Genomic DNA, 24220 nt, shown 5'->3' with positions numbered 1-24220 from the left:
ATCGTCAAGGTATTCGCCATTGGGAGGTTTTATGAAAAAACGTGTGTTGTCCTTTCTGTTTATCATCACTTTGTTCAGCCTGACTGCCGTTTCGGCGTCCGCTGTGGTCAATGACACCCTGAAGGTGGGCATCCGCTGGGGCGACACGGCTCTGGAAGCCGCCAATCTGGAAAACGCCGCGGGGTCCGGATACGAGTTCGGCTACTATGACGAGGACCGGGAGTTCGTCTATCTGGACGAGACCGACGAGACCACCATCACCATGCAGGCTTCCGGCTCCGGAAACGGCGTGACGGTGACGGAGACCCGCAGCGGGGAGGTCTTGTTCCAATTCCGGGACAACGGCTACTGTCTCGGCATCCGCCCCATGGGACGGCACACGGAGACTTGGTGCAAGGGCTATAAGTACCCCGGCGGCTTTGAGTACCGCCCAAACGCCGACGGCACTTTGACGGTTATCAACGTGGTGGATATTGAAGACTATGTCAAGGGCGTCGTGCCCTACGAGATGGACAAAGACTGGCCGCTGGCGGCTCTGGAAGCGCAGGCGGTCTGCGCCCGGACCTATGCCGTAAAGACCCGGCATCCCTCTTTGGGCTTTGACGTCTGCGCCGGCACCGACTGTCAGGTGTACTATGGCCGCAACCGGGCAACCGATATGACGGACGCGGCGGTGGACAACACGGCGGGCGAGATGATCTATTACGGCGGCAAGCCTGCGGATACGGTGGTCTACTGCGCGTCCAACGGCGGGGCCACGGAGGACGCCGCCAATGTCTGGAGCAGCATTCCCTACTTGGTGGGGAAGAAGGACCCCTATGAGGCCAAGACCAACATTCCCAATTACAACTGGACTGTTACCTACACCGCCGATGAACTGACGTGGATCTTAGAGCAGAAGGGGTACAGCATCGGCACTGTGAAAAACGTCTATGTGGCGGAGTTCACGCCGATGGGCAACGTCAGCAAGGTGACCTTTGAGGGCAGCCGGGACAGCGTGACGGTAAAAGGGGAGACCTGCCGCACGATTTTCTATTCCAGCACCTATAATAAATCCGTCAAGAGCCAGCGGTTCACCATCAACGGAGCCGGCGCGTCCTCCGGCGGCATTTATATCAACGACAGCAATACGGTGATCCGCTCCTTGGAAGGGATCAGCGTCCTCAGCGGCGGCGGAAAGACCGTCAGACTGGACGGCAGCGCATCTGTGCTGTCCGCCTCCGGAATATCTACGGTAGGCGAAGGCCAAACGCCTGCGTTTTCCAAGGACGGCACCTTTACCATCACCGGCAGCGGCAGCGGCCACAATCTCGGCATGAGCCAGTACGGTGCCAAGGCCATGGCGGAGCTGGGGTATACCTATGACGAAATTCTGAAATTCTACTATACAGATATTACCATCAAGTGAGGTTGAACATGAAAACAAGCGATTTTAACTACCAGCTCCCGGAGGAACTGATCGCCCAGACGCCGCTGGAGCGGCGGGACGGTTCCCGGCTCATGACTCTGGACCGGAACACCGGCGCCTGGGAGCATCACCATTTCTACGAGCTGCCGGATTTCCTGAACCCCGGTGACTGCCTGATCCTGAACGATTCCCGGGTGCTGCCCGCCCGTCTGCTGGGTCAGCGTCTGCCGGGAGGCGGCGCCTGTGAGGTGCTGCTGCTCATCGACCGGGGAGAAAAGACGTGGGAATGTCTGGTGCGCCCGGGACGGCATATGCGGGAGGGAGCCAAACTCTCCTTCGGCAACGGCGAGCTGACGGCAGAGGTCACAAAGGTCCTGCCGGACGGCAACCGTCTGGTGCGCTTTGATTACGAGGGAATTTTCCTGGAGGTTTTGGAGCATCTGGGTAAAATGCCCCTGCCGCCCTACATCAAGGAGGAGCTTCAGGATCAGGAGCGGTATCAGACGGTGTACTCCAAGGTGCTGGGCAGCGCGGCGGCCCCCACGGCGGGACTGCACTTCACTCCGGAGCTGCTGGAGCAGATCAAGGCCAAGGGCGTGAACATCGGCTATGTGACGCTCCATGTGGGTCTTGGCACCTTCCGCCCCGTGAAGGAGGACGAGATCACCGACCACGAGATGCACAGTGAATACTGCGTGATCTCACAGGAGACGGCGGACCTCATCAACCGTACCAAAGCCAACGGCGGGCGCTGCATCTGCGTGGGCACCACCTCCTGCCGGACGCTGGAATCCTGGGCGGCGGAGGACGGCCACATGGAGGCCAAGGCCGGCTGGACCAACATCTATATCTACCCCGGCTACCGCTTCAAGGTGATGGACGGCCTTGTGACCAACTTCCACCTGCCGGAGAGCACCCTCATCATGCTGGTGTCCGCCTTTGCCGGACGGGAGCATGTTCTGGCCGCTTATGAGGAAGCCGTCCGGGAAAAATACCGCTTTTTCAGCTTCGGCGATGCCATGTTCCTGCGCTGATCGCTGATTTTTGCAAAATTTCCAAATGATTTTCCCGGTTTATACGGCTTTTCTTCGATTATCTATTGAAATCACAGAAAAAATTGAGTATAATATTAGTGCTCATTTTTCAAAACAGGAGGATCATTCCAATGATCAATATTACGAAGGACACCATCATCGGTGATATTCTGGACGTTGCACCTCAGACTGCGCCCATTTTCCTGTCCATCGGTATGCATTGCCTGGGCTGTCCCTCATCCCGCGGTGAGACCGTGGAGGAGGCCTGCATGGTCCACGGCATCGACGTGGACAAGCTGCTGGCTCTGGTGAACGAGGAAGCCAACAAGGCTCAGTAATTGCACCACTCGACAGGACGCATACGGGATACCGTATGCGTCCTGAACCATGCCTGGAACGAACGGAAAGCGTTCATCGACGGGAAGGAAAGGTGTGTGCGGAAAACCCAGGAGGGGTTTTCTGCACGATTTCAATCAAACGGTTTTTCACATGAAAAACCAACCCCGCAGGAACGAAGTTCTTGCGGGGACGCATACGGGATACCGTATGCGTCCTGAACCATGCCCGGAACGAACGGACAAAACCACCGGAAAGGGGAGAGACCATGCGGGCGCTGGAATTGCCGCCCCGACTGCGGCTGATTGCCGGGTGGGTGCCTGAGGGCGCGTATCTGGCCGACGTTGGCACCGATCACGGCTATCTCCCTACATGGCTGCGGCTTCAGGGAAAGATCCGGGGAGCAGTGGCCAGCGATCTGCGGCCCGGCCCGTTGGAGCGGGCCAAGGTGACCGGATCGCTCTACGGTACGGACAACATTGAATACCGACTCTGCAATGGCCTTGCCGGGATCCGCCCCTCTGAGGTGGACACCGTTACCATTGCGGGGATGGGAGGGGAGACGATCCTCTCGATCCTGAAGGCCGCACCGTGGACGGCGGAAGGGCAGCACACGCTGCTGCTGCAGCCCCAGTCCCATGAGGAAATGGTGCGGCAATATCTGGCGAAAAACGGTTTTGCCATCACGCGGGAAGCACTGGTCCGCGACCGGGGAACCCTGTACACTGTGATGGAGGCCAAGGCGGGGAAAATGGAACTGTCCCTCAGTCAGGTCTGGGGCGGCATAGGGCTGGCCCACGATCCGCTGGCGGATCGATACATCGTTGAAAAAATCGTCCGCACGCAGATGGCACTGGCGGGAGCGAAACGCTCCACCCGGCTGCAAGCGCGGACGGAGGAACTGCGGGAGATTTTGACCGCGTTATTACGGGCAAGAGAGGAGTGGCGCCATGCCAACCGTCGCACAAATTGAACAGGCGTTATTCCAGCTGGCCCCCAAGGATCTTGCGTTCGATTGGGACAACGTGGGGCATCTGGAAGGCAGCCCCGATCAGGAGGTCCAGCGGGTGCTGGTGGCGCTGGACGTGACGGAGAATGTGGTCTCCGAAGCGGAAAAGCTGGGCTGCCAGCTCATCGTGTCCCACCATCCGCTGATGAACGTCCGCTGGCATCAGGCGGAGATGCAGACTCTGCGGCCCGACCGCTATCTGGGCCGTCTGCTGCGGAGATTGGTGAAAGCGGATATTTCTGTGATCTCCATGCACACAAATCTGGATATTGCCCCCGGCGGCGTCAACGACGCACTGGCCGAGGCACTGCGAATCGAGGACCCTGGGCCTATGCCGGGGGATGAGACCGGTCTCTGCCGTGTGGGACGGCTGCGAAACCCTGTAAAGCTATCTGACTTTGCGGGTGAGGTATGCAAGGCGTTACACGCCAACGGCGTACGCTATGCCGGGGACCGGCCGGTAGAATATATAGCGGTGGGCGGCGGCGCCTGCGGCGACGAGATCGACGCGGTGATCGCGGCAGGCTGCGACACCTTTGTCACGTCGGATCTGACGTATCACCAGTTTTTAGACGCCGCTCCCAAGGGCATCAACCTCATCGACGCGGGGCATTTCCCCACGGAGGACCCGGTCTGCGCGAAAATCGTCGCCTATCTGGAGAAGGAATTTCCCCAGCTTATAATCATAAAATCGACTTCTCACAAGGAAGTCATCCAATATTTTGTTGAAGGAGAATAACTACTATGTCCGGACATTCTAAATGGCATAACATTCAAAAGACCAAGGGCGCTGCTGACGCCAAGCGTTCCGCCGCATTCACCAAGATCGCCAAGGAGATCATTGTTGCCGTCAAGGAAGGCGGCGGTTCCGGCGACCCTGCCAACAACTCCCGCCTGGCTACCGTGATCGCCAAGGCCAAGGCCGTCAACATGCCCAATGACAACATCAAGCGCACCATTGATAAGGCGCTGGGTGCCGGAAGCACCGAGAACTTTGAGGCTGTCACCTATGAGGGCTACGGTCCCGGCGGTGTGGCCGTCATCGTGGACGCTCTGACCGACAACCGTCAGCGTACCGCTCCCGAGGTTCGTCACGCCTTTGATAAGTGCAACGGCAATCTGGGCGCGCAGGGCTGCGTGTCCTGGAGCTTTGACCGGAAGGGTGTGATCGTCATTGACAATGAGGATCAGGAGCTGGACGAGGATACCGTGATGATGGACGCGCTGGAGGCCGGTGCTGCCGACTTCGAAGCTGACGGCATGGTGATGGAAGTCCGCTGCGAGCCCGATGACTTCAACACTGTGGTCAAGGCACTGGAGGACAAGGGCTACACCTTCCTCTCCGCCGACATCGCCATGGTGCCCCAGAACTACATCTCTCTCACCGAGGAGAGCGACCTGAAGAATATGCAGAAGCTCATTGATATGTTGGAGGACAATGATGATGTCCAGAACGTCTGGCATAACTGGGAGAACGAATAACGGAATCTTTCTGTGACCGGACGGGCGTTTCCTTTCTGCCCGATAGAGGAACAGGGGAGGGGGAATGTCCCTCCGATGACCTCTGGAAAGATGTTGCATAAATTAAAAAACGGTTGACATAAAGCGGTGGTGTTCCATTCGGAACACCACCGCTTTTCTATTTCGGCAAATCTTTATGTAACAAGGGATAGCGTTGTTACTAATGCAACGCTTTTCGGGAGTTCACATAATTCCGGTATGAAAAAACCTACTTCTTCCCCAAGACCTCCCGCCGCACATAGTCGAAGGCGGCGTCCTCTCCCTGATCCCGGAGGACGATCAGGATGGTCTCCAGCAGTTCCGAGGTGGCCGGATGCATGAGCAGCCGCTTCTTTTTGCCATACTGGAAAAACTGGTAGGGGTCTCCCGGCTGGAAATCCTGCCCCCGGTAGACCTTACTGGCAGCCAACCGGTCGCAGAACATCTCCGCTACATATTTTTTCGGCATCTCCACGCCGATGATGCCCTCACCGCTGACGCCGTAATCGGTCCAGTATTCAAAATGGTGGCGGTTGCGGCCCTTGTGGTGCATCCACGAGGCGCTGTATCCCTTGTCCCGGCGCTGGGCGTCATTGGGGCTGCGGTCTCCCTGAAAATATTTGACGCCGGCCCAGAACTCCACCGGAGAGAACTTGGACAGATCGTGGGTCAAGCCCTGCCAGTATAGCCCCAGACGGAAACAGTACTGCCGCACCAGATGCCGATGGCGCTGGACCGTTTTCAGATGCCGCCAGAAATCCACACGCTTCACCTCATGAACAGAATAAAAATACTATATCATATTCCAACAGAAAAAACGAGGACCTGTATGAAATTTTTCCCGCTGTTCAAACTATGGGCGAGGTGGTTTGATGGACGGAGGATTTTTTTTGTGTCCCGATGTGTGGGAATTTCTGTTGCCCGCAGAGATTTGCCATCTGCGGAACGCCATGGCAGTCTGCCAAAAGCGGTGGGATCTGCTGACGCTGACGCCGATGGGCTGTGCGCTGCTGCCGGAGCCTGCGGCGGTGACAGCGGGGATCTTGCTGCTGCCGGGGGACTGCCCCAGAAGCGATCTCCGGGCGGGAACAGTGGTGACCTACGGCCTGTCCCCACGGGACAGCATCACCCTGTCCAGCCTGCGGGAGCCGGTGCTGTGCGTCCAGCGGACGCTGCCGCTGCTGTGCGGCGGCGTATTGGAGCCACAGGAATTTCCCCTGCCGGGGGTAGAGGGGGCGGAGCGGCTGCTGCCCGGTGTGGGGACCCGGCTGCTGTGGACCGGCTCGCCCTATCCTCTGTGAGAAGCGGGGCGTTTACCGGGAGTTTTTGGCGGCGGCCTGTAAGATCCGCACGAAAACCGCCATGGCTGCAAGCTGCGTCAGTGTGAACAGGAGGGCGAGGCCGCGGGCCTCGTAATAACAAAAGCTGTCCCAATTCAGGAGCACCTCCGCCAGTGCGGTCAAGGGGAGAGTGAGCCAGATGTATTTGCGGGCGATCAAGCGGAACAGGAGCGGGAGCAGGAAGGTCAGCGTGAAGGGGATCGGCTGGAGCAGGTATTGCCCGAACAGCTTTGCCAGCGCGGCCGCAGTGGATAGGGTCATGGTTATCACACCTCCGTCAGTTCCGATTTTTGTTGATTCTATCCTATATAATAAAGGATACCAGATTTCTCCGGTTGCTTCAAGATGATTGAAAATCCGGGGATGGGCCGCCGCACCTTCAAAATCCGGGACAGGACATGGGGAAAAAACTTGACAACAGTCGGAAAAACGGTATAATGACTTCTGTATTCAATCTTTAAAAACGCTTGGATGAAGTCAGCTTTCCGAAACCGGATCAGCGAGAGGGAGATTTGGTGCAAGTCCCTTACCTACGCCGGGAAGCAGCCGCTTCGGAGCGGCCCGCGGTGAGCGGGACGGGTCACGCCGTTACCGGTGGCTAAGATGCCCCCAAGGATGGGGGATAATTAGGGTGGTACCGTGAAGCAATGCTTCGCCCCTATGTCCGGGGCGGAGCATTTTATTTTTCGGTAAGAAAGCCGCTGCGGAACACCGCCGACGGCTCCGTTCCGGCCGGAAACCCGGTTTACAGTCAAAAATCAAGAAATTTACATAAAAATGGAGGAAATGATTATGTCTCAACCCAAGTACTATGGTCTCAACGAGCTGCGGGAAATGTTCCTGCACTTCTTTGAGACCAAAGACCATCTGCGTCTGCCCAGCTTTTCCCTGATCCCCCAGAACGATGCTTCTCTGCTGCTGATCAACTCCGGCATGGCACCCATGAAGCCCTACTTCACCGGCGAGCAGGAGCCGCCCCGTCACCGGGTCACCACCTGCCAGAAGTGCATCCGTACCGGCGATATTGAGAACATCGGCCATACTGCCCGCCACGGCACCTATTTTGAGATGCTGGGCAACTTCTCCTTTGGCGATTACTTCAAGAACGAGGCCATCCACTGGGCGTGGGAATTCCTGACCAGCCCCGAATGGGTGGGTCTGGACCCCAACCGTTTGTATCCCTCCGTGTTCGCCGGCAACGAGACCACCCCCGCCGACGATGAGGCCTTCCGCATCTGGCACGAGGAGATCGGTATTCCCGAGGACCGGATCTTCAAGTTCGGCAAGGCGGACAACTTCTGGGAGCACGGCTCCGGCCCCTGCGGCCCCTGCTCCGAGATCTACTATGACCGGGGCGAGAAGTACGGCTGCGGCAAGCCCGGCTGCACCGTTGGCTGCGACTGCGACCGGTACATGGAGGTCTGGAACGTGGTGTTCTCCCAGTTCGACAACGACGGCCACGACCACTACACCGAGCTGAAGCAGAAGAACATCGACACCGGCATGGGTTTGGAGCGTCTGGCCGTGGTGTGCCAGGACGTGGACTCCCTGTTCGATGTGGATACCGTTATGAACATCACCAACAAGGTCACGGAGATCACCGGCGCCAGCTACGGCCAGAGCCAGGAGAAGGACGTGTCCCTCCGTGTCATCACCGACCATATCCGTTCTGCCAGCTTCATGATCTGCGACGGCGTGCTGCCTTCCAACGAGGGCCGCGGCTATGTGCTGCGCCGCCTGTTGCGCCGGGCCGCCCGCCACGGCAAGCTGCTGGGTGTGAACCGTCCCTTCCTGTATGAGGTAGTGGACACCGTTGTTCACGAAAACGAGGGCCACTATCCCGAGCTGCGGGAGCGGCAGGCCTATATCACCAAGGTGATCCGGGTGGAGGAAGAGAACTTCGCCAAGACCATCGACGGCGGCATGAAGATCTTCGATCAGCTGCTGGCTGAGCACAAGGAAAAGGGGGAGACCACCTTCTCCGGCGCCGACGCCTTCAAGCTGTACGATACCTACGGCTTCCCCATCGACCTGACCATCGAAATGGTGGAGGACGCCGGCATGACGCTGGACCGCTCCGCTTTCGATCAGGAGATGCAGGAGCAGAAGACCCGCGCCCGTGAGGCCCGGAAGGCGCTGGGCGATCTGGGCTGGGCCGGCGTGGAGTTCGGCAAGGACATCCCCTCTACTGAGTTTGTGGGCTATGACCACGATACCGTGGAGGACGCCAAGGTAGTCGCCCTTGTTGTGGAGGACGAGCTGGCTGAGGAGCTGATGACCGGCGTGGACGGCATCGTGGTTCTGGACAAGACGCCCTTCTACGCGGAAATGGGCGGTCAGGTGGCCGACCACGGCGTCATCACCTGTGGCGGTGCCAAGTTCGAGGTGAACAACGTCCAGAAGAACAAGGGCGGCAAGTTCATGCACTACGGCAAGGTGGTTTCCGGCACGTTCAAGGTGGGGGAGACCGTGACGGCCTCCATTGACGCCGAGCGCCGCAAGGGCGTCCGCCGTGCCCACAGCGCTACCCATCTGCTGGACGCGGCCCTGAAGAAGGTGCTGGGCGACCATGTGCATCAGGCCGGCTCTCTGGTGGAGCCTGACCGTCTGCGGTTCGACTTCACCCACTTTGAGGCCATCACGCCGGAGCAGCTGGCGCAGGTGGATAAGCTGGTCAATGACGCCATCCTGGAAGGCATCCCTGTGGTAACGGAGGTGCTGCCCATCGAGGAGGCCAAGAAGAAGGGCGCTGTGGCCATGTTCGGCGAGAAGTATAGCGACGTGGTCCGCGTGGTGGAAATGGGCGGCGTGTCCATGGAATTCTGCGGCGGCACCCATGTGGATAACACCGCTAAGGTGGGTCCCTTCCGCATCAAGAGCGAGGCATCCGTAGCCTCCGGTGTCCGCCGGATCGAGGCCACCGTGGGCCAGCTGACGCTGGATACCATCAACCGCAATCAGCAGGTGCTGTTCCACATCGCCCAGATGTTCAAGACCAACCCCGGCGAGCTGGAGAACCGTCTGGAGCAGCAGATGAACGAGATGAAGGATCTGCGTCATGAGCTGGAAAAGTTCAAGGAGCAGGCTTCTCTGGGCGAGGCACGGAGCTTTCTGGCCTCCGCTAAGACGGTGGGTGAGCTGAAGGTCATCACCGCTCAGCGGGATGGTATGGACGCTGCCGCCATGCGCAAGCAGGGCGACTTCCTCCGGGACAAGGAGCCCGGCGTGGTGGGCGTTCTGGCCTCCGTCAATGACGGTAAGGTGACACTGCTGGCCGTTTGCGGCAAGGACGCCGTGGCCAAGGGCGTGAAGGCCGGCGATATCATCAAGGCCATCGCCCCCATCTGCGGCGGCAAGGGCGGCGGCAAGCCCGACAGCGCCATGGGCGGCGGCACGGAGGTCAGCAAGGTGGACGATGCTCTGGCTGCTGTGGACGATTTCGTGGCTGGCAAGCTGTAAAAAGGAGAGACGTGTATGCTGATTCGTTTTGATGAACTGGAGCCCTCCGTTGTTTCCCACATGAAGGGAGGCGAGGGGGAGGCGCGTTTGCAGCTTGTTCAGGATATGGACAACAAGATCATGCGCAGCGTGCTGGCCCCCGGTGCTTCTATCGGCCTCCATACCCACGAAACCAGCAGCGAAGTCATGTATTTTCTGTCCGGCACCGGTAAGGTGCTGTATGACGGGGTCTGGGAGCCGGTGGCTCCCGGCACCTGCCACTATTGCCCCAAAGGTCACAGCCACAGCCTTGTCAACGATGGCACGGAGGATCTGGTGACCTTCGCCGTGGTGCCGGAGCACGAAAAGAGATAACATCCGATCGGAAAGGAGCCTATCTATGAGCGATTGCCTGTTCTGTAAGATCATCGCCGGGGAGATCCCCAGCAGCAAGGTCTATGAAGACGAGCTTTGCTATGCCTTCAACGACATTGCCCCTCAGGCACCTACCCATTTTCTGGTGGTGCCCAAGGCCCACATCCAGTCCGTTTCCGCTGTAACGGCGGAGAACAGCGCTGTGGTGGCCCATATTTTTGAGGTCATCGCCAAGCTGTCCAAGGAGTTGGGCTTTGACGAGGCCGGATACCGGGTGGTGTCCAACATCGGCGAGGCGGGCCAGCAGTCCGTGCCCCACCTGCACTTCCATGTGCTGGCCGGACGGGATATGACCTGGCCTCCGGGCTGATTGAGCGAAAAACGGTGCGGGACGCTTTATGCGCCCCGCACTGTTTGTTTCCGATGGAGTGGTGTAAGCGGTGAGCGGGAGCACCTTCCGCTTGCGTTTAATTTTCTAATTTGGACAAAAGACTGGCGGAGTGTGTGAGAAAGTAGTATACTCTGAGTTGGCTCCGTATGGGAACAATTACCCGATTTGAATGTTTCCAATTGGTAACATTCAATAGGGTGATTCTTATGGAGATCAGACGCTTGCGGGATTTGAGAGAAGATCATGACAAATCTCAAAAAGCAATAGCGGAATATTTGAATATGCACCGCAGCGTTTACCGGCGCTACGAAAGCGGCGAACGGGAAACTCCGGCGTGGGTGCTGGATAAGCTGGCGGACTATTACCACGTCAGCACGGACTACCTGCTGGGACGGACGGACCGGCCGGAGCCGTATCCTGTCAAATGAGACGGCTGGCGCTGTTCTGCGGCGGGTTTGCCGCAGGGATCTTTCTGGCGCAGTATCTGCTGCCGGGCGGCTGGCTGCTGTCCGGTGGCTTGGTGTGCCTTGCATTGGGCTTTGGGGCGCTGCTTCTGCCGGAATGTTGGCGGAAACGGGCGATCCTCTGTCTGGTGGGCGCGGCGCTGGCGCTGGGGTGGAACTGGCTGTATGTCCGGCAGGTCAGCGAACCCATGGAGGCCTTGGCGGACACCCAGCAGGCCTTGACCATGACCCTGACGGAGTATCCCGCCGAGACCCGCTTCGGCGCAAAGGTGACGGTGCGGGCGGAGGGACTGCCGGGGAAACTGACCTACTACGGCGATCCGTCCCTTTTGCAGCTTTCTCCAGGTCAGTGCCTCACCGACGAGGTGTATCTGCAAAGCGCATCCCGCATCCGGGACGACGATGTGACGGTATTCAACTCCAAGGGCGTGTTTCTCCTGGCGTACAGCCGGGGGACGGTGGCCTTCCATGCCGGGACGATGGACGCGCCCCGGTGGTGGCCCGCCCGGTTGGGCCGGGCCATGCAGGTGCGCATCCGGGACTTATTTTCTGGGGATGACGCCGGTTTTCTGCTGGCGCTGCTGACGGGCCGGAAAGGGGAACTGTCCACCCAAGCGGACGTGGATCTGTCCGAGGCGGGGGTCTATCACATTCTGGCAGTCAGCGGAATGCACTGCGCATATCTGTTGGCGATGGTGGGCTTTCTTGCGGGAAAGCACCGCCGGCGTCTGACAGCGGTGGCAGCCATCCCCACGCTGATCTTCTACGCAGTGCTCACCGGCGGGTCTCCCTCGGTGGTGCGGGCCTGCGTGATGCTGAGCTTTCTGACGGCGGCGCCCCTGTTCCGCCGGGAGAGCGACCCACCAACAGCTTTGATGGCGGCGCTGTTCCTGATCTTACTGGACAACCCCTTCGCGGCGAAGTCCGTCAGCTTGCAGTTGTCCTTTGGGGCGGTGGTGGGGCTGTTGTGGCTGTCTCCCAAGCTCTACCGGGGGCTGGCAGGAGAGAAAAAGCATGGCAGGCTCTTTACCTTTACAACTGTTAGTATTTCGACAACCTTCGGGTGTCTGGCACTGACGGCGCCTATCAGCGCCTACTATTTCGGCAGTTTCGCCCCGGTGTCCCTTTTGAGCAACCTGCTGTGCCTGTGGGCGGTGGGCATCGTGTTCATCGGCGGGCTGGCGGCGGTGCTTCTCAGCTTTTTCTACCTGCCGCTGGGGACTGTGATCGGCCTTGTACCCCGGCTGCTGATCAAGTATATTCTGGCCGTGTGTCACGCACTGGCGGCGCTGCCGTATCATGGCGTGTATTTCTGCAATCCCTATCTGAAATACTGGATGGGGTTCGTGTATCTCCTGTTTGCTGCCGCGTGGCTGCTAAAGCCCAAGGGTCGGCGAAAATTTGCCGTGGCCGCCGCGCTGAGCGTCCTGACGCTGGCGGTGACGGTGCGGGCGGGGGAGAGCCGGTTCTGTCACCGGCTGAACGCCGCGGCGGTGGACGTGGGACAGGGACAAAGCGTCATTTTGAGATCCGGGACGGAGACCGCCTTAGTGGACTGCGGCAGCGGAAACAACTGGCGGGACGCCGGATGCGACACGGCGGACGAGCTGCTGACTATGGGCTGCCGCCGGGTGGACCGGGTGATTTTGACCCATTTCGATGATGACCACATCAACGGCGTGGAGCATTTATTGGCCCGGGTGGGCGCGGAGACGCTGACGATCCCGAAAGCGGAGGGCGGCGCGGCGCTGGACCGGCTGCTGGAACTGGCGGAGCGGTACGGCATGGACGTGGAGACTGTGACCGAGGAGACCCATCTGCCCTTTGGAAACGGAGAATTGACCATTTTTCCGCCCTTGGGCGTCAGTGGGAGCAACGAACTGGGGCTCACTGTGCTGGCTTCGGCGGGGGAGCATAGCTTTCTCATCACCGGCGACATGGAGCGGGCCACGGAGAAGAAGCTGATCGAGACGTATGAGCTGCCGGAGCTGGACGTTCTCATGGCGGGACATCACGGCTCCAAGAACTCCACGTCGAAGGAACTACTGGACGCGGTGACACCGGGGACGGTCATCATCAGCGTGGGAAGCAATTCCTACGGGCATCCAGCGGAGGATACCCTGCGGCGGCTGGCCCGGGCAGGCTGCGATATTTACCGGACGGACCGCCACGGGACGGTCTATCTATCATTTGATTAGGAGCACATCATGGCATACGCAAAGAAAACCGCGAAGAACGAAGCCTATCAAAAACTGAAAACAGATCTGAAAGAAGGGAATCCTCTGGGGAACGCCTACCTCTTTTACGGAGAGGAGAGCTATCTCCGGGAATATTACCTGGGGGAGATCCGGAAAAGACTGATCCCCGCCGGATTTGAGGAATTCAACTATCACGCTCTGGAAGGCAAGGACCTGACGGCCCAGAGCCTGACGGAAATGGCGGAGGCTATGCCTATGATGGCGGAGCGGACGCTGATCGTGGTGACGGACTGGGACATCTACAAGCTGAACGAGGATCAGCGGGAGCGGTTCATCGCCCTGCTGGAGGATCTGCCGGAATACTGCTGCATCGTGTTTGTGTACGATACGGTGGCCTACAAGCAGAACAAGACTATGAAGAAGCTGTGCAAGGCCATGGACGCCCATGTGACGCCCATTGAGTTCAAGGCGCAGGACACCTCGGACCTGACGGCGTGGATCGCACGGCGGTTCCGGGCGCTGGGGAAGCAGATCGACCGGCAGACGGCGGAGTATCTGATTTTCCTCTGCGGCGGACTGATGACGGGGCTTTCTCAGGAGATCGCCAAGATCGGGGCCTACGCCAAGGGAGAAGTCATCACCCAGCGGGACATTGACGCGGTGGCAGACCCGGTGCTGTCGGCGGAGATCTTCAAAATGACGGATGCGGTGTCCCAGAGCGACTACAACAAGGCTGCCGCCATTTTGGGGGACCTGCTGAAAATGCAGGAGGAGCCCATCGTGATCCTGGCGGCGCTGGGGAGCCAGCTGCGGCGGCTCTACACCGCCCGGATGGCCATTGACAGCGGCAAGGACAAATACTGGCTCATGGAGCTGTGGGAGATGCGCTCGGACTATCCGGCAAAGCTGCTGTTACAGTCCGCCAAGCGGGTCAGCGCCCAGTGGTGCGGTGACGCGGTGAAAATGTGTCAGGTGGTGGATCTGCGGATGAAGAGCCAGCGGGGCGTAGACCCGGCGGAGGAACTGAAGCTGCTGCTGGCCCGGTTAGGAGCGGCCCGAAAATGAGAAAGATCAAGGAAGTCATCGTAGTGGAGGGCCGCTACGATAAGAATACGCTGGCGCAGGTGGTGGACGCCACGGTGGTGACGCTGGGCGGCTTCGCCGTGTTCAATGACAAGGAGAAGGTTGCCTTTCTCCGGCGCTTGGCGGCGGAGCGGGGACTGATCGTCCTGACGGACAGCGACGGCGCTGGTTTTGTGATCCGCAACTACCTGAAGGGGGCGCTGCCCAAGGAGCAGGTGAAGCAGGCATACATCCCGGATATCCACGGCAAGGAAAAGCGCAAGCGCGCCCCCGGCAAGGAGGGAAAGCTGGGAGTAGAGGGGATGAAGCCGGAGGTGATTTTAGAGGCCCTCCGCCGGGCGGGCGCCACATTTTTAGACGAAACGGCGGAGCCGGCGGCGGAAAAAACGCCCATCACCAAGGCAGACCTGATGGAATGGGGGCTGGCCGGAGGAGCAGACAGCAGTCAGCGGCGGCAGGCGCTGCTCCGACGGCTGGATCTGCCGGAGCACCTGACCGCCAACGGGATGCTGGAGGCGCTGAACCTGCTGACCGACCGGGAGAAACTGGCGGAACTGCTGCAAGACCAATGAGAGAAGAAAACTTCCCGCCGAAAATTCGGCGGGAAGTTTTGCGTTCAGTTCCGTATGTTCTTTTTGAGGAAAGACCAAGCAAGGTCGATGGCGAAGACCCCACCGGTTATGGCGAACAATATCGAAGTTTCGTTGGCGGACGTCAGCCATCTGAGCTGCCAAAAGGCGCAGCAGATCACACTCAGGATCGCAAAGGTGAGGAGGATCTTTAAAACGGCCTTTTTCACAGTCCGCATCCTTTCGGGCGATATTTTCTCGGTTCGGTCAGGTATGCTCCGCCTCGTACTTTTTCAGGAAGTCCACCAGCGCCTCCACGCCCTCCTTGGGCATGGCGTTGTAGATGGAAGCCCGGAGACCGCCGACGCTCTTGTGGCCCTTCAGGTTGTCGAACCCGGCGGCCTTGGCGGAGGCCGCCACCTCGGCGTCCTGCTCCTTGGAGGGGGAGACGAAGGGGACGTTCATCAGGGAGCGGTCCTCTTTCAGGACAGCGGCAGTGAAGAATTTGCTCCGGTCCAGGAAATCGTACAGAACGGCGGCCTTTTCTTCGTTACGCTGTGCCATGGCCTCCAATCCGCCGTTGGCCAGCAGGTATTGGAACACCTTGCCGCAGCAGTAGATGGACCAGCAGTTGGGAGTATTATAAAGGGAGTCGGCGTCAGCGTGGGTCTTGTAGCGGAGATAGGTGGGGACGAATTCCGGCAGATCCTCCCGGATCAGGTCCTCCCGGATGATGACAATGGCCATGCCGGCGGGGCCGACGTTCTTCTGGACGCCGGCCCAGATCAGACCGTATTTGCTGACGTCGCAGGGGCGGGAGAGGAACAGGGAGGACTGGTCCGCCACCAGAACCTTGCCCTTGGTGTCGGGCAGCGTGTGGTAGGCGGTGCCGTTGATGGTCTCATTTTCGCAGATGTAGACGTAATCGGCGTTGCCCGGGATGTCCAGAGCGGAACAGTCGGGGAGATAGGAGAAGTTCTTATCGGCGGAGGAGGCAACGATCTTGACTTCACCGTATCGCTTGGCTTCGGCAATGGCCTTTTTGCTCCAGGCGCCGGTCTCCACATAGCAGGCCACGCCGTTTTTCATCAGGTTCATGGGAACCATGGCAAACTGCACCGTACCGCCGCCCTGAACGAAGAGCACCTTATAGTTATCAGGAATGTGCATCAGCGTCCGCAGATCGGCTTCTGCCTGAGACAGGATCTCCTGGAACACAGGGGAGCGGTGGCTCATCTCCATGACGCTCATGCCACTGCCGTGATAGTTCAGCACTTCGGCGGCGATCTCCTCCAGAACGGATTCCGGCATCATAGCAGGTCCGGCGGAAAAATTATAAACACGGTCATATCTCATGGGCGCTTCCTCGCAATCTGAAAATTTTCTCTCATTATAATGCGGATTCCGCCGGGAATCAACGGAAAAAGCGGCAAAATCTGACGGATAAAATCCGCGGCTCTCCGGTAAAAACGCCTGCAAAGGAAAAAAACGGTATTTCTACAATTTTTCGCAAAAAAGGATTGACGGCGGGAAGGTTCTGTGTTAAAATCAACATTACCTGTGAAAAAGGGCTTTTTTGTTGTGCGTTTTTTCGCTTTACGCACAGAGGAAGGCCGCTTTCAAAACCGCAGGGAGGCAGTCGGTATCCCCGGCACGCCGGGAACGATACCAATAATAAGGAGGTGCCGTTAATGCGCGTAAAAGTCACTTTGAGATGCAATGAGTGCAAGCAGAGAAACTACAATACGATGAAGAACAAGAAGAATACCCCGGACAAGCTCGAGCTCAACAAGTATTGCCGGTTCTGCAAGAAGCACACGCTCCACAGCGAGACCAAGTAAAAGCGGATCACACTGAGAAAGGGCGTGTAGAATTATGGCAGAAGAAGCGAAGAAGAGCCGCGGAGCCTGGTTCCGCGAAATGAAAAGCGAATTGAAAAAAGTCACCTGGCCCAATCAGAAGACCGTGGTCAAGAACACCGGTACCGTGCTGCTGTGCTCCCTGCTCATCGGCGCGTGCATCTGGATCTTTGACGGCGTGGCCTACTCTTTGATCCAGGCGATCCTGAGCCTGTTTCAGGGTTAAGGAGTGCCGCAATGTCGGAAAACGCGAAGTGGTATGTGATCCATACCTATTCCGGTTATGAAAACGCCGTTAAGACCAGCATTGAGAAATTCGTCAACGGACGGGGCATGGAGGATATGATCCTGCGAATGGAGATCCCCGTGGAGACCGTAAAAGAGGTCAGCGAGTCCGGCGAGGCGAAAGAAGTCGAGCGCAAGGTGTTCCCCGGTTATGTGCTTATCAAAATGGTCATGACGGATGACACCTGGCATCTGGTGCGGAATGTCCGCGGCGTCACCGGTTTTGTCGGTACTGCCAACAAGCCCATCCCCCTGACGGAGGAAGAGGTGCTTGCCATGGGCATGGAAAAGCACGAGATCGTCGTGGGCTACAACGTCGGCGACCATGTTCGTATCGTGGATGGCCCCTTGGCCAGCTTCACTGGCGTTGTGGAAGACATCGAACCCGAAAAGAATCAGGTCAGCGTCATGGTTTCCATGTTCGGTCGCGAGACCCCCGTGGAACTGGAGCTGGATCAGGTGGAAGTCCTGAACTGATTTTTCCCGCCGGGATTCCCGGCAAACAGTGGGAGGGACCATCGGCCCCGCCAAAGACGGACATCGTCCGCCACCACATCTATGATTTAGGAGGTGCTACTCCGTGGCACAGAAGATTACTGGTTATGTAAAACTGCAGATCCCCGCAGGCAAGGCGACTCCCGCTCCCCCGGTTGGCCCCGCTCTGGGCCAGCATGGCGTGAACATCGCTGCTTTCACGAAGGAATTCAACGAGCGCACCAAGAATGACATGGGTCTCATCATTCCCGTTGTCATCACCGTGTACGCTGACCGTTCCTTCTCCTTCATCACCAAGACGCCCCCCGCGGCCGTCCTGATCAAGAAGGAGTGCAACATCGAGTCTGGTTCCGGCGTCCCCAACAAGAACAAGGTCGCCACTATTTCCAAGGCTTCCGTTCAGAAGATCGCTGAGATGAAGATGCGCGACCTGAACGCCGGCAGCCTGGAGGCCGCTATGAGCATGGTTGCCGGTACCGCCCGTTCCATGGGCGTTGTGGTCGGCGACTAACAGACCATCAATTAACAAGGGCAAACACGCCTGTCAGTGCGTCTTTCCGGCGCTTTTTGCCCTTTCCGCCTTGACGGGCGTCAGCTCGTCATCATCTCAAAAGTCAAAAATCACTCGAATATCCATCGCTGACAGGTGCGGGCAGTTTTGCCGGAGCAGAAATGCGTCCAGGTGACAAAAAGCCCGCAGGGAATACAGGGTGTATTGCCAAGGGCTCTGCGGAAGCATGGGGGGATTTCTGCCCGCCAAAACCGTATTCGCCCGTGTCAATTGATGGTCACAACAGCCGAGCGGTCAAAGACCGCTCGATACAGTGGGAGGACTAAGTTCCGAAGAACCACTATGAGGAGGAATAACATTGTTTAGAGGCAAGAAATATCAGGAGAGCGCCAAGCTGATCGATAAGAGCGCTCAGTATGAAGCCGCTGAGGGCATGGACCTCATCTGCAAGACCGCCAAGGCCAAGTTCGACGAGACCGTCGAGCTCCACGTGAAGCTGGGCGTTGACTCCCGTCACGCTGACCAGCAGGTCCGCGGCGCCATCGTGCTGCCCCACGGCACCGGCAAGACTGTCCGCGTGCTGGTGTTCGCCAAGGGCGACAAGGCTGACGCTGCCCGTGAGGCCGGCGCCGACTATGTGGGCGATATGGACATGGTGGAGAAGATCCAGAAGGAAAACTGGTTTGATTTCGACGTGGTCATCGCCAGCCCCGACATGATGGGTGTGGTTGGCCGTCTCGGTAAGGTGCTGGGCCCCAAGGGTTTGATGCCCTCTCCCAAGGCCGGCACCGTGACCCCCGATGTGGCCAAGGCCGTTCAGGAGTCCAAGGCCGGTAAGATCGAGTATCGTCTGGACAAGACCAACATCATCCACTGCCCCATCGGTAAGGTTTCCTTCGGCCCCGAGAAGCTGATGGACAACTACAACGCTCTGATGGGCGCCATTGTGAAGGCCAAGCCCGCCAGCGCCAAGGGCCAGTATATCAAGAGCTGCGTCGCCGCCACTACCATGGGCCCCGGCGTGAAGATGAACACTGCAAAGCTGGTCTAAGAGCTGAAAGAGGGGAGAGATCCCTCATTCAATCCCGCTGAACGGAGGGAACGGAGATGTTCCTTCTGCGAAAACGGAAAATGATATTAAATTTTGGGAAAATGCTTGACATTATGCCAAAGTTTGATATAATAACAGTCGCGTTCCAAAGACAGCAGGTGGGGGAGACCCCGTAAGTCCTGCCGAGGATGGCAAAATCATTTTGATGATGCTTTTCTGTCCTCATGTCTTTCGGCATGAGGACAGTTCCTTTTTGAACGCCTCTGACCCGGGCGGACGGAGGTCCGCCGCAAATTCTCATGGAGGTGAAACCAAGTATGCCTAACGCAAAGGTCCTTTCCGAGAAGCAGGCAATCGTTGCCGAGCTGACCGAGAAGATCCAGAAGGCTACCGCAGGCGTCATCGTCGACTACAAGGGTATTACCGTTGAGGAAGACACCGCTCTGCGTAAGGAGTGCCGTGAGGGCGGCGTGGATTATGCGGTTGTGAAGAACACCCTGCTGCGCTTTGCTTTCAACAACACTGGCCTGAACGATCTGGATGATCTGCTGAACGGCACCACTTCTCTGGCTCTGGCTGATGATCCCGTGGCTCCCGCCCGCGTCATGGCCGATTACGCCAAGAAGCTGGACGGCAAGTTCGAGATCAAGGGCGGCTTCATGGACGGCAAGCCCGTCGATCTGGCCACCATTCAGTCTCTGGCTTCTATTCCCGCTCTGCCTGTCCTGCAGGCTCAGGTTCTGGGTACCATGCTGGCTCCCATTACCGGTCTGGCTGTTGTCCTGAAGCAGATCGCCGAGAAGAACGGCGCTCCTGCTGAAGAGGCTGCTGCCGAAGCTCCCGCCGCTGAATAATTCAGCGCACATCCCACACAAACAAAAATAACTATTAGGAGGCAAATACAATGTCTGAGAAAGTTACCGCTATGATCGAAGAGATCAAGGGTCTCACTGTTCTGGAACTGTCCGAGCTGGTTCACGCTCTGGAGGAAGAGTTCGGCGTTTCCGCCGCTGCTATGGCTGCTCCCGCTGCTGGTGCTGCTGCTCCCGCTGCTGAGGAGAAGACCGATTTCGACGTGGTCCTGACCGGCTTTGACGCTGCTGCCAAGATCAAGGTCATCAAGGTTGTCCGCGAGATCACCGGCCAGGGCCTGGCTGAGGCTAAGGCTACCGTCGAGGGCGCTCCTTCCACTCTGAAGGAAGCTGTCAGCAAGGACGAGGCCGAGGCTCTGAAGAAGCAGATCGAAGAGGCCGGCGGCAAGGTCGAGCTGAAGTAAGCAAGACTTTCCGTAACATAAAAAGCTCCGTGTCCATGGACACGGAGCTTTTTTGCAGCTTGAAACGTGTTTTTCGAGGGAAAAAGCTCACTTTTGCAGAAAAAATCAGCGAAGGCGGCACATGGCCCAGACGGCATTGTGGTCCGACAGCTCTGCCCCCTGAAAGCGTTCCAGAGCGGAGCCAGGCTTGGCATAGGTGAGATCCTCCTTGGCGGTGGAGATCATCCGGCTTTCCGACGCGGTGACGCCCTTCAGCAGGATCCAGTCCAGACGCAGGGGCAGGGAATCGCCGTTGGGCAGGGGCTTGCGGCGGGTGAGACGGGGCTCCTTCGGAACGATCTCGTAGCCGTCGGCAGCGCACAGGGGCAGCAGAGGCTCAAAGCTGCCCACATCCTCTAAGCAGCGGCGGCGCAGAGCGGGATCGGCCGCGATGGCGCCGATGTCCTCCTTGGCCCGGCCATCGAAGGTGTTGGTGTTCAGATCGCCGCCTAAGATCAGGGGCATATCGGGCAGCTCCTTGCGGACGGCCTCCAGAATGGCGGCCATCTGGGCCTTGCGGCCCTCGCCGTGGGTGCGGTTTTCCAAGTGGATGGACACAGCGCCCACCGGTTGTCCGCCTACGTCCAGCTCCGCAAAGACGGCCAGCCGTCCGCCGATGCGCTTCTGGCGGTCGAAGTACCAGTTATACTGCTCGGGCAGACGGATCACACCGGCACGGCGGATGGGCCAGCGGGAGAAAACAGCGTTGCCATGGAAGCCCTTGGCGTTTTCATCATTCACCAGCTCGATGAATTCAAGGCCCCAGGCGTAGTTCAAACCAAACGCCTGTGCCAGTTCACGGGCGGTGTTCTTGTTGCCGGAGCGGGCGCAGCCGTCATCCAGCTCGTTGGCCAGGATCACGTCAAAGGGCTGAATATCCGGGCAATCCCGCAGAAATTCCTGAATTTCCGGCAGGTTCACGCCCCGTTCCATGTTGAACATCAGGACGCCCAGGGCCTCCGGGATCTGTGCGGGCGGCGCGACAAAGTTATCAGTCTCCGCCTGGGAAAACTGGGGGATCATGGCCATGACCTCCGTCTGCGGCCGGTCATCTAACAGCGCCCCCAGACGCTTGCGTTCATTCAGCGGGATACCTTGCATGTATTCATTAACTCCTTTTCCTGCAAAATTTTACGGTAGGGAAGGGCTTGGAGCAAGTCTGCGGACCACAAAATAAAAGGGTAGCACAGACGAAAAACGCAACATGTGTAAACGTTTACGACATTAGATTAACAAGATTCACGGAGAAGGTCAAGAAGAATCTGAAAATTCTCCGAAATAGTCAAAAATAGCGGACAAGTTTAGACAGATGCACAAGCCACTTGGGGATAGAGCTGCCAAGGCTTCCTTTTTGGGGCGGAATGTGGTATATTGGAAAAAAACATTGAGGAGGCATTATGACCGCAATGAAAGAACAGCCCTCCGCACGGCAGATCTACGGGACCATCGGACCGGCCTGTGCGGACGTGGAGACGCTGGAAGCCATGTTCCGGGCCGGGATGACCGGCATCCGGCTGAACCTCTCCCATGTGACGCTGGCTCAGGCGGCGGATCAGGTGGATGCACTGCATAAGGCGGCGCAGCGCTGCGGAAAGCAGGCGGAGCTGCTCATTGATATGCAGGGACCGGAGCTGCGGGTAGGCGTATTGGCGGAGCCGCTGACGCTGAATGAGGGTGAAGTATTTGAATTAGGCGGCAAGGGAATTCCCTTGCCGGAGATTGCGATTCCTGCGCTATTGCCCGGACAGGAGGTGCTTTTGGATGACGGCAAGCTGTTGTTGCGGGTCACGGAGCAGACTGAGACCGGCGCGGTGGCAGAGGTCCTTCGGGGCGGCGTTCTGCGGGGAAGAAAGAGTCTGGCTCTGCCGGGAGCGGATCTGGAACCGCCGACGATGACGGCATCCGATGTGGAGAATATCCGCGTTGCGGCGTCCTGCGGTGTCACCGGCGTTATGCAGCCCTTTGTGCGCAGCCGACGGGATCTGGAAACCGTCCGGCAGGCGTTGGATGAAAACGGCGGAGCGAATATCCGGCTGTTCGCCAAGATTGAAAACCAGACAGGGCTGGAACGGCTCCCGGAATTTCTGGAAACGGCGGATGAGATCGTCATTGCCAGAGGGGATCTGGGGAATGCCATGCCCCTGTGGGAGCTGTCGGCGGCCCAGAAGCGGATCGAGGCCCAATGCCGCAAGGCAGGGAAGCCATTCATGGTGGTGACGCAGATGCTGGCGTCTATGGAGCAGAATCCGGTGCCCACCCGGGCGGAGGTCAGCGATATTTTCAACGCTGTGGCAGACGGCGCCGCTGCGGTGATGGTCACCGGAGAAACGGCGGTGGGAAAGTGGCCGGTGGAGGTCATCCGGTATCTCAGCAATACGGTCCAAGCCGCAGAGCGATTTCTGCGAGAGGGATAAAAACGGCCCCGAATCTGTTTGCAGGCAGATTCGGGGCTGTTTTTTTACTTTTTGGCGGCTTTTGCCAACAGGGCCTGTCCTTCGGGGGATTTTAAGACGTCCAGTACGGTCTCCCGCACCAACGCCTTGAAGGAGTCGCTTTTCAGCAGGGCGCTGAACACGGCACCGTCGCTCTTGCTGCTGTCGCCGGACTGGGCCACTACAGCGGCTGTTGCCTTCCGGACGGCCTTGGGCAGCACTACGTCCTCCTGGGGGACGGCACCGCTGAGCCAGTTGTCCATACTGGTGGGATCGTCGGTCTCGCCCCGGAGATAGGGGAGGGACACGCCGAAGGCCCCTGCCAGCTTTTGCTGCTGCTCCTGAGAGGGCGTCTGGCGGCCGGTCTCAAACTTTTCGATGGACAGGCGGGGCAGTCCCAGCGCCGCCGCCAGCGCGGGGCGGCTGAGGCCCTTTTCCGTCCGAAGTGCTTCGATCCTCTGTGCCATAGTTACCATGATGGGATGATTCCTCCTTATGCTTGACCGGGTTTCCGGTCCAGATCCGGCAGCAGGACGATCTCGCCTGATGCCAGTGTTTTTTTCATGTCGATGAGTCGTTGATTGCTGGAGCCCCGGAACCGCAGGGAGATGTCCTTCAAGGCCTCCACAAAGCGGCCGTCCACCAGCACGTCCAGCATGGACAGCAGCTCGTCCGTCGCCTCGCAGCGGGGATGGCTGCCCTCGGTCCGCAGCTCCTCCAGTGTGAACCCGGAGAAGGCCCACACGGTCTTTTGCGGGTAGGTTTCCCGCACCCGGCGGACAAAGGGGACCAGTACCCGTTGATTTTCCGGTTCGAAGGGCTCGCCGCCCAGCAGGGTCAGTCCCTGAATGTAAGAGGGGGCCAGCAGGTCTAAAAGCTGCTGCTCTGTTTCTGATGTGAAGGGCTGACCATAGTCAAAGTCCCAGGTCTGGGGCTGAAAGCAGTGCTCACAGTGGTTGGTGCAGCCGGAGACGAACAGCGTGACCCGGACGCCCTCGCCATTGGCAATATCGCAGTTTTTGATCTCACCGTAGTGCATACAATACCTCCCCGCGGTGAAACAGGGGCGGTCCACCGCCCCTGCTTTTGGATGATCCGCTGAATTTCAAGTAAAGAAAACCGTCTGG

29 protein-coding genes and 1 other annotated feature are annotated in these 24220 nt (G+C 58.6%); of the genes, 23 read left to right on the top strand and 6 right to left on the bottom strand.

The genetic code is table 11. The features are described from left to right. Window positions 1–31: 31 nt before the first annotated feature. The 6 genes from H8Z83_RS02780 to H8Z83_RS02755 all read left to right on the top strand — a co-directional run bounded on the left by H8Z83_RS02780 (window position 32) and on the right by H8Z83_RS02755 (window position 5269). Window positions 32–1408 (top strand): SpoIID/LytB domain-containing protein, encoded by a 1377-nt coding sequence (locus H8Z83_RS02780; protein WP_187013653.1) that lies wholly within the window; start codon window positions 32–34, stop codon window positions 1406–1408. A gap of 8 nt (window positions 1409–1416) precedes the next feature. After that, on the top strand, window positions 1417–2442 hold the full coding sequence (gene queA / locus H8Z83_RS02775; RefSeq protein ID WP_187013652.1) for a tRNA preQ1(34) S-adenosylmethionine ribosyltransferase-isomerase QueA: 1026 nt from the start codon (window positions 1417–1419) through the stop codon (window positions 2440–2442). A gap of 131 nt (window positions 2443–2573) precedes the next feature. Further along, window positions 2574–2780 (top strand): DUF1858 domain-containing protein, encoded by a 207-nt coding sequence (locus tag H8Z83_RS02770; RefSeq protein ID WP_187013651.1) that lies wholly within the window; start codon window positions 2574–2576, stop codon window positions 2778–2780. A 182-nt stretch (window positions 2781–2962) separates the two neighbouring features. Beyond that, window positions 2963–3751 carry a tRNA (adenine(22)-N(1))-methyltransferase gene (locus tag H8Z83_RS02765; protein ID WP_243184706.1) on the top strand — a complete coding sequence of 263 codons (789 nt, stop codon included), beginning with the start codon at window positions 2963–2965 and terminating at the stop codon, window positions 3749–3751. Further along, window positions 3729–4526: a Nif3-like dinuclear metal center hexameric protein gene (locus tag H8Z83_RS02760; RefSeq protein ID WP_187013650.1), complete on the top strand. Its 798-nt coding sequence runs from the start codon at window positions 3729–3731 to the stop codon at window positions 4524–4526. The genes H8Z83_RS02765 and H8Z83_RS02760 overlap by 23 nt, the downstream gene beginning before the upstream one ends. 5 nt (window positions 4527–4531) lie before the next feature. After that, the gene (locus H8Z83_RS02755; RefSeq protein ID WP_187013649.1) at window positions 4532–5269 is read left to right on the top strand and encodes a YebC/PmpR family DNA-binding transcriptional regulator; all 738 of its coding nucleotides are present in this window, start codon (window positions 4532–4534) and stop codon (window positions 5267–5269) included. Window positions 5270–5516: 247 nt separating this feature from the next. On the opposite strand, the gene H8Z83_RS02750 is transcribed toward H8Z83_RS02755, so the two are convergent. After that, entirely contained in the window at window positions 5517–6050 is a 534-nt protein-coding gene (locus H8Z83_RS02750) for a DUF5662 family protein (RefSeq protein WP_187013648.1), read from the bottom strand. 109 nt (window positions 6051–6159) lie between these two features. Here H8Z83_RS02750 and H8Z83_RS02745 point away from each other — a divergent pair, with 109 nt between their 5' ends. Continuing rightward, entirely contained in the window at window positions 6160–6588 is a 429-nt protein-coding gene (locus tag H8Z83_RS02745) for a hypothetical protein (RefSeq protein ID WP_187013647.1), read from the top strand. A gap of 12 nt (window positions 6589–6600) precedes the next feature. On the opposite strand, the gene H8Z83_RS02740 is transcribed toward H8Z83_RS02745, so the two are convergent. Next, entirely contained in the window at window positions 6601–6888 is a 288-nt protein-coding gene (locus H8Z83_RS02740) for a hypothetical protein (RefSeq protein WP_187013646.1), read from the bottom strand. 531 nt (window positions 6889–7419) lie between these two features. Here H8Z83_RS02740 and alaS point away from each other — a divergent pair. From alaS to H8Z83_RS02700, 8 genes are all read left to right on the top strand, one after another. Beyond that, on the top strand, window positions 7420–10086 hold the full coding sequence (gene alaS, locus H8Z83_RS02735) for an alanine--tRNA ligase (RefSeq protein ID WP_187013645.1): 2667 nt from the start codon (window positions 7420–7422) through the stop codon (window positions 10084–10086). 15 nt (window positions 10087–10101) lie between these two features. Beyond that, complete coding sequence (locus tag H8Z83_RS02730; RefSeq protein WP_187013644.1) at window positions 10102–10440, top strand: cupin domain-containing protein; 339 nt, start codon at window positions 10102–10104, stop codon at window positions 10438–10440. 25 nt (window positions 10441–10465) lie between these two features. Continuing rightward, entirely contained in the window at window positions 10466–10810 is a 345-nt protein-coding gene (locus H8Z83_RS02725; protein ID WP_187013643.1) for a histidine triad nucleotide-binding protein, read from the top strand. A gap of 227 nt (window positions 10811–11037) precedes the next feature. Further along, window positions 11038–11259 (top strand): helix-turn-helix domain-containing protein, encoded by a 222-nt coding sequence (locus H8Z83_RS02720; protein WP_187013642.1) that lies wholly within the window; start codon window positions 11038–11040, stop codon window positions 11257–11259. Then, the gene (locus H8Z83_RS02715) at window positions 11256–13493 is read left to right on the top strand and encodes a DNA internalization-related competence protein ComEC/Rec2 (protein ID WP_187013641.1); all 2238 of its coding nucleotides are present in this window, start codon (window positions 11256–11258) and stop codon (window positions 13491–13493) included. The genes H8Z83_RS02720 and H8Z83_RS02715 overlap by 4 nt, the downstream gene beginning before the upstream one ends. Before the next feature lie 9 nt (window positions 13494–13502). Then, entirely contained in the window at window positions 13503–14558 is a 1056-nt protein-coding gene (holA, locus tag H8Z83_RS02710) for a DNA polymerase III subunit delta (RefSeq protein WP_187013640.1), read from the top strand. After that, entirely contained in the window at window positions 14555–15148 is a 594-nt protein-coding gene (locus H8Z83_RS02705) for a ribonuclease M5 (RefSeq protein ID WP_187013639.1), read from the top strand. Before holA ends, H8Z83_RS02705 begins: the two co-directional genes overlap by 4 nt. After that, window positions 15145–15360: a hypothetical protein gene (locus H8Z83_RS02700; RefSeq protein ID WP_187013638.1), complete on the top strand. Its 216-nt coding sequence runs from the start codon at window positions 15145–15147 to the stop codon at window positions 15358–15360. The genes H8Z83_RS02705 and H8Z83_RS02700 overlap by 4 nt, the downstream gene beginning before the upstream one ends. 52 nt (window positions 15361–15412) lie before the next feature. On the opposite strand, the gene serC is transcribed toward H8Z83_RS02700, so the two are convergent. Next, on the bottom strand, window positions 15413–16501 hold the full coding sequence (gene serC / locus H8Z83_RS02695; RefSeq protein ID WP_187013637.1) for a 3-phosphoserine/phosphohydroxythreonine transaminase: 1089 nt from the start codon (window positions 16499–16501) through the stop codon (window positions 15413–15415). 335 nt (window positions 16502–16836) lie between these two features. On the opposite strand from serC, the gene rpmG reads away from it, so the two are divergent. From rpmG to rplL, 7 genes are all read left to right on the top strand, one after another. Then, entirely contained in the window at window positions 16837–16986 is a 150-nt protein-coding gene (gene rpmG / locus H8Z83_RS02690; RefSeq protein ID WP_187013636.1) for a 50S ribosomal protein L33, read from the top strand. Window positions 16987–17020: 34 nt separating this feature from the next. Continuing rightward, on the top strand, window positions 17021–17230 hold the full coding sequence (gene secE / locus H8Z83_RS02685) for a preprotein translocase subunit SecE (RefSeq protein ID WP_187013635.1): 210 nt from the start codon (window positions 17021–17023) through the stop codon (window positions 17228–17230). 11 nt (window positions 17231–17241) lie between these two features. Then, on the top strand, window positions 17242–17766 hold the full coding sequence (nusG, locus tag H8Z83_RS02680; protein ID WP_187013634.1) for a transcription termination/antitermination protein NusG: 525 nt from the start codon (window positions 17242–17244) through the stop codon (window positions 17764–17766). Between the two features lie 103 nt (window positions 17767–17869). Next, window positions 17870–18295 carry a 50S ribosomal protein L11 gene (gene rplK / locus H8Z83_RS02675; protein WP_187013633.1) on the top strand — a complete coding sequence of 142 codons (426 nt, stop codon included), beginning with the start codon at window positions 17870–17872 and terminating at the stop codon, window positions 18293–18295. A 358-nt stretch (window positions 18296–18653) separates the two neighbouring features. Then, window positions 18654–19346 (top strand): 50S ribosomal protein L1, encoded by a 693-nt coding sequence (gene rplA, locus H8Z83_RS02670; RefSeq protein WP_187013632.1) that lies wholly within the window; start codon window positions 18654–18656, stop codon window positions 19344–19346. Between the two features lie 127 nt (window positions 19347–19473). After that, window positions 19474–19605, top strand: a sequence feature (ribosomal protein L10 leader region). A 58-nt stretch (window positions 19606–19663) separates the two neighbouring features. Next, window positions 19664–20200, top strand: a complete 537-nt coding sequence (rplJ, locus tag H8Z83_RS02665; protein WP_187013631.1) for a 50S ribosomal protein L10 — start codon at window positions 19664–19666, stop codon at window positions 20198–20200. A 50-nt stretch (window positions 20201–20250) separates the two neighbouring features. Beyond that, window positions 20251–20622: a 50S ribosomal protein L7/L12 gene (gene rplL, locus H8Z83_RS02660; protein WP_187013630.1), complete on the top strand. Its 372-nt coding sequence runs from the start codon at window positions 20251–20253 to the stop codon at window positions 20620–20622. A gap of 105 nt (window positions 20623–20727) precedes the next feature. Here rplL and H8Z83_RS02655 read toward each other — a convergent pair whose 3' ends face one another. Next, window positions 20728–21762 carry an endonuclease/exonuclease/phosphatase family protein gene (locus tag H8Z83_RS02655; RefSeq protein WP_187013629.1) on the bottom strand — a complete coding sequence of 345 codons (1035 nt, stop codon included), beginning with the start codon at window positions 21760–21762 and terminating at the stop codon, window positions 20728–20730. Window positions 21763–22058: 296 nt separating this feature from the next. Between H8Z83_RS02655 and pyk the strand changes: the two genes are divergently transcribed. After that, entirely contained in the window at window positions 22059–23075 is a 1017-nt protein-coding gene (gene pyk / locus H8Z83_RS02650) for a pyruvate kinase (protein ID WP_243184705.1), read from the top strand. A gap of 44 nt (window positions 23076–23119) precedes the next feature. Here the strand turns inward: pyk and H8Z83_RS02645 are convergent, their stop codons facing one another. Further along, window positions 23120–23569 (bottom strand): helix-turn-helix domain-containing protein, encoded by a 450-nt coding sequence (locus H8Z83_RS02645; RefSeq protein WP_187013628.1) that lies wholly within the window; start codon window positions 23567–23569, stop codon window positions 23120–23122. 17 nt (window positions 23570–23586) lie between these two features. After that, window positions 23587–24132, bottom strand: coding sequence for an anaerobic ribonucleoside-triphosphate reductase activating protein (gene nrdG, locus H8Z83_RS02640; RefSeq protein ID WP_187013627.1), 546 nt, complete (start codon window positions 24130–24132; stop codon window positions 23587–23589). Window positions 24133–24220 lie beyond the last annotated feature (88 nt).

The organism is Dysosmobacter segnis, assembly GCF_014297285.1.
Classification (GTDB): domain Bacteria; phylum Bacillota; class Clostridia; order Oscillospirales; family Oscillospiraceae; genus Oscillibacter; species Oscillibacter segnis.
Note: the sequence above shows the minus strand (reverse complement) of the source record. Positions and strands in the feature narration are given on the sequence as shown.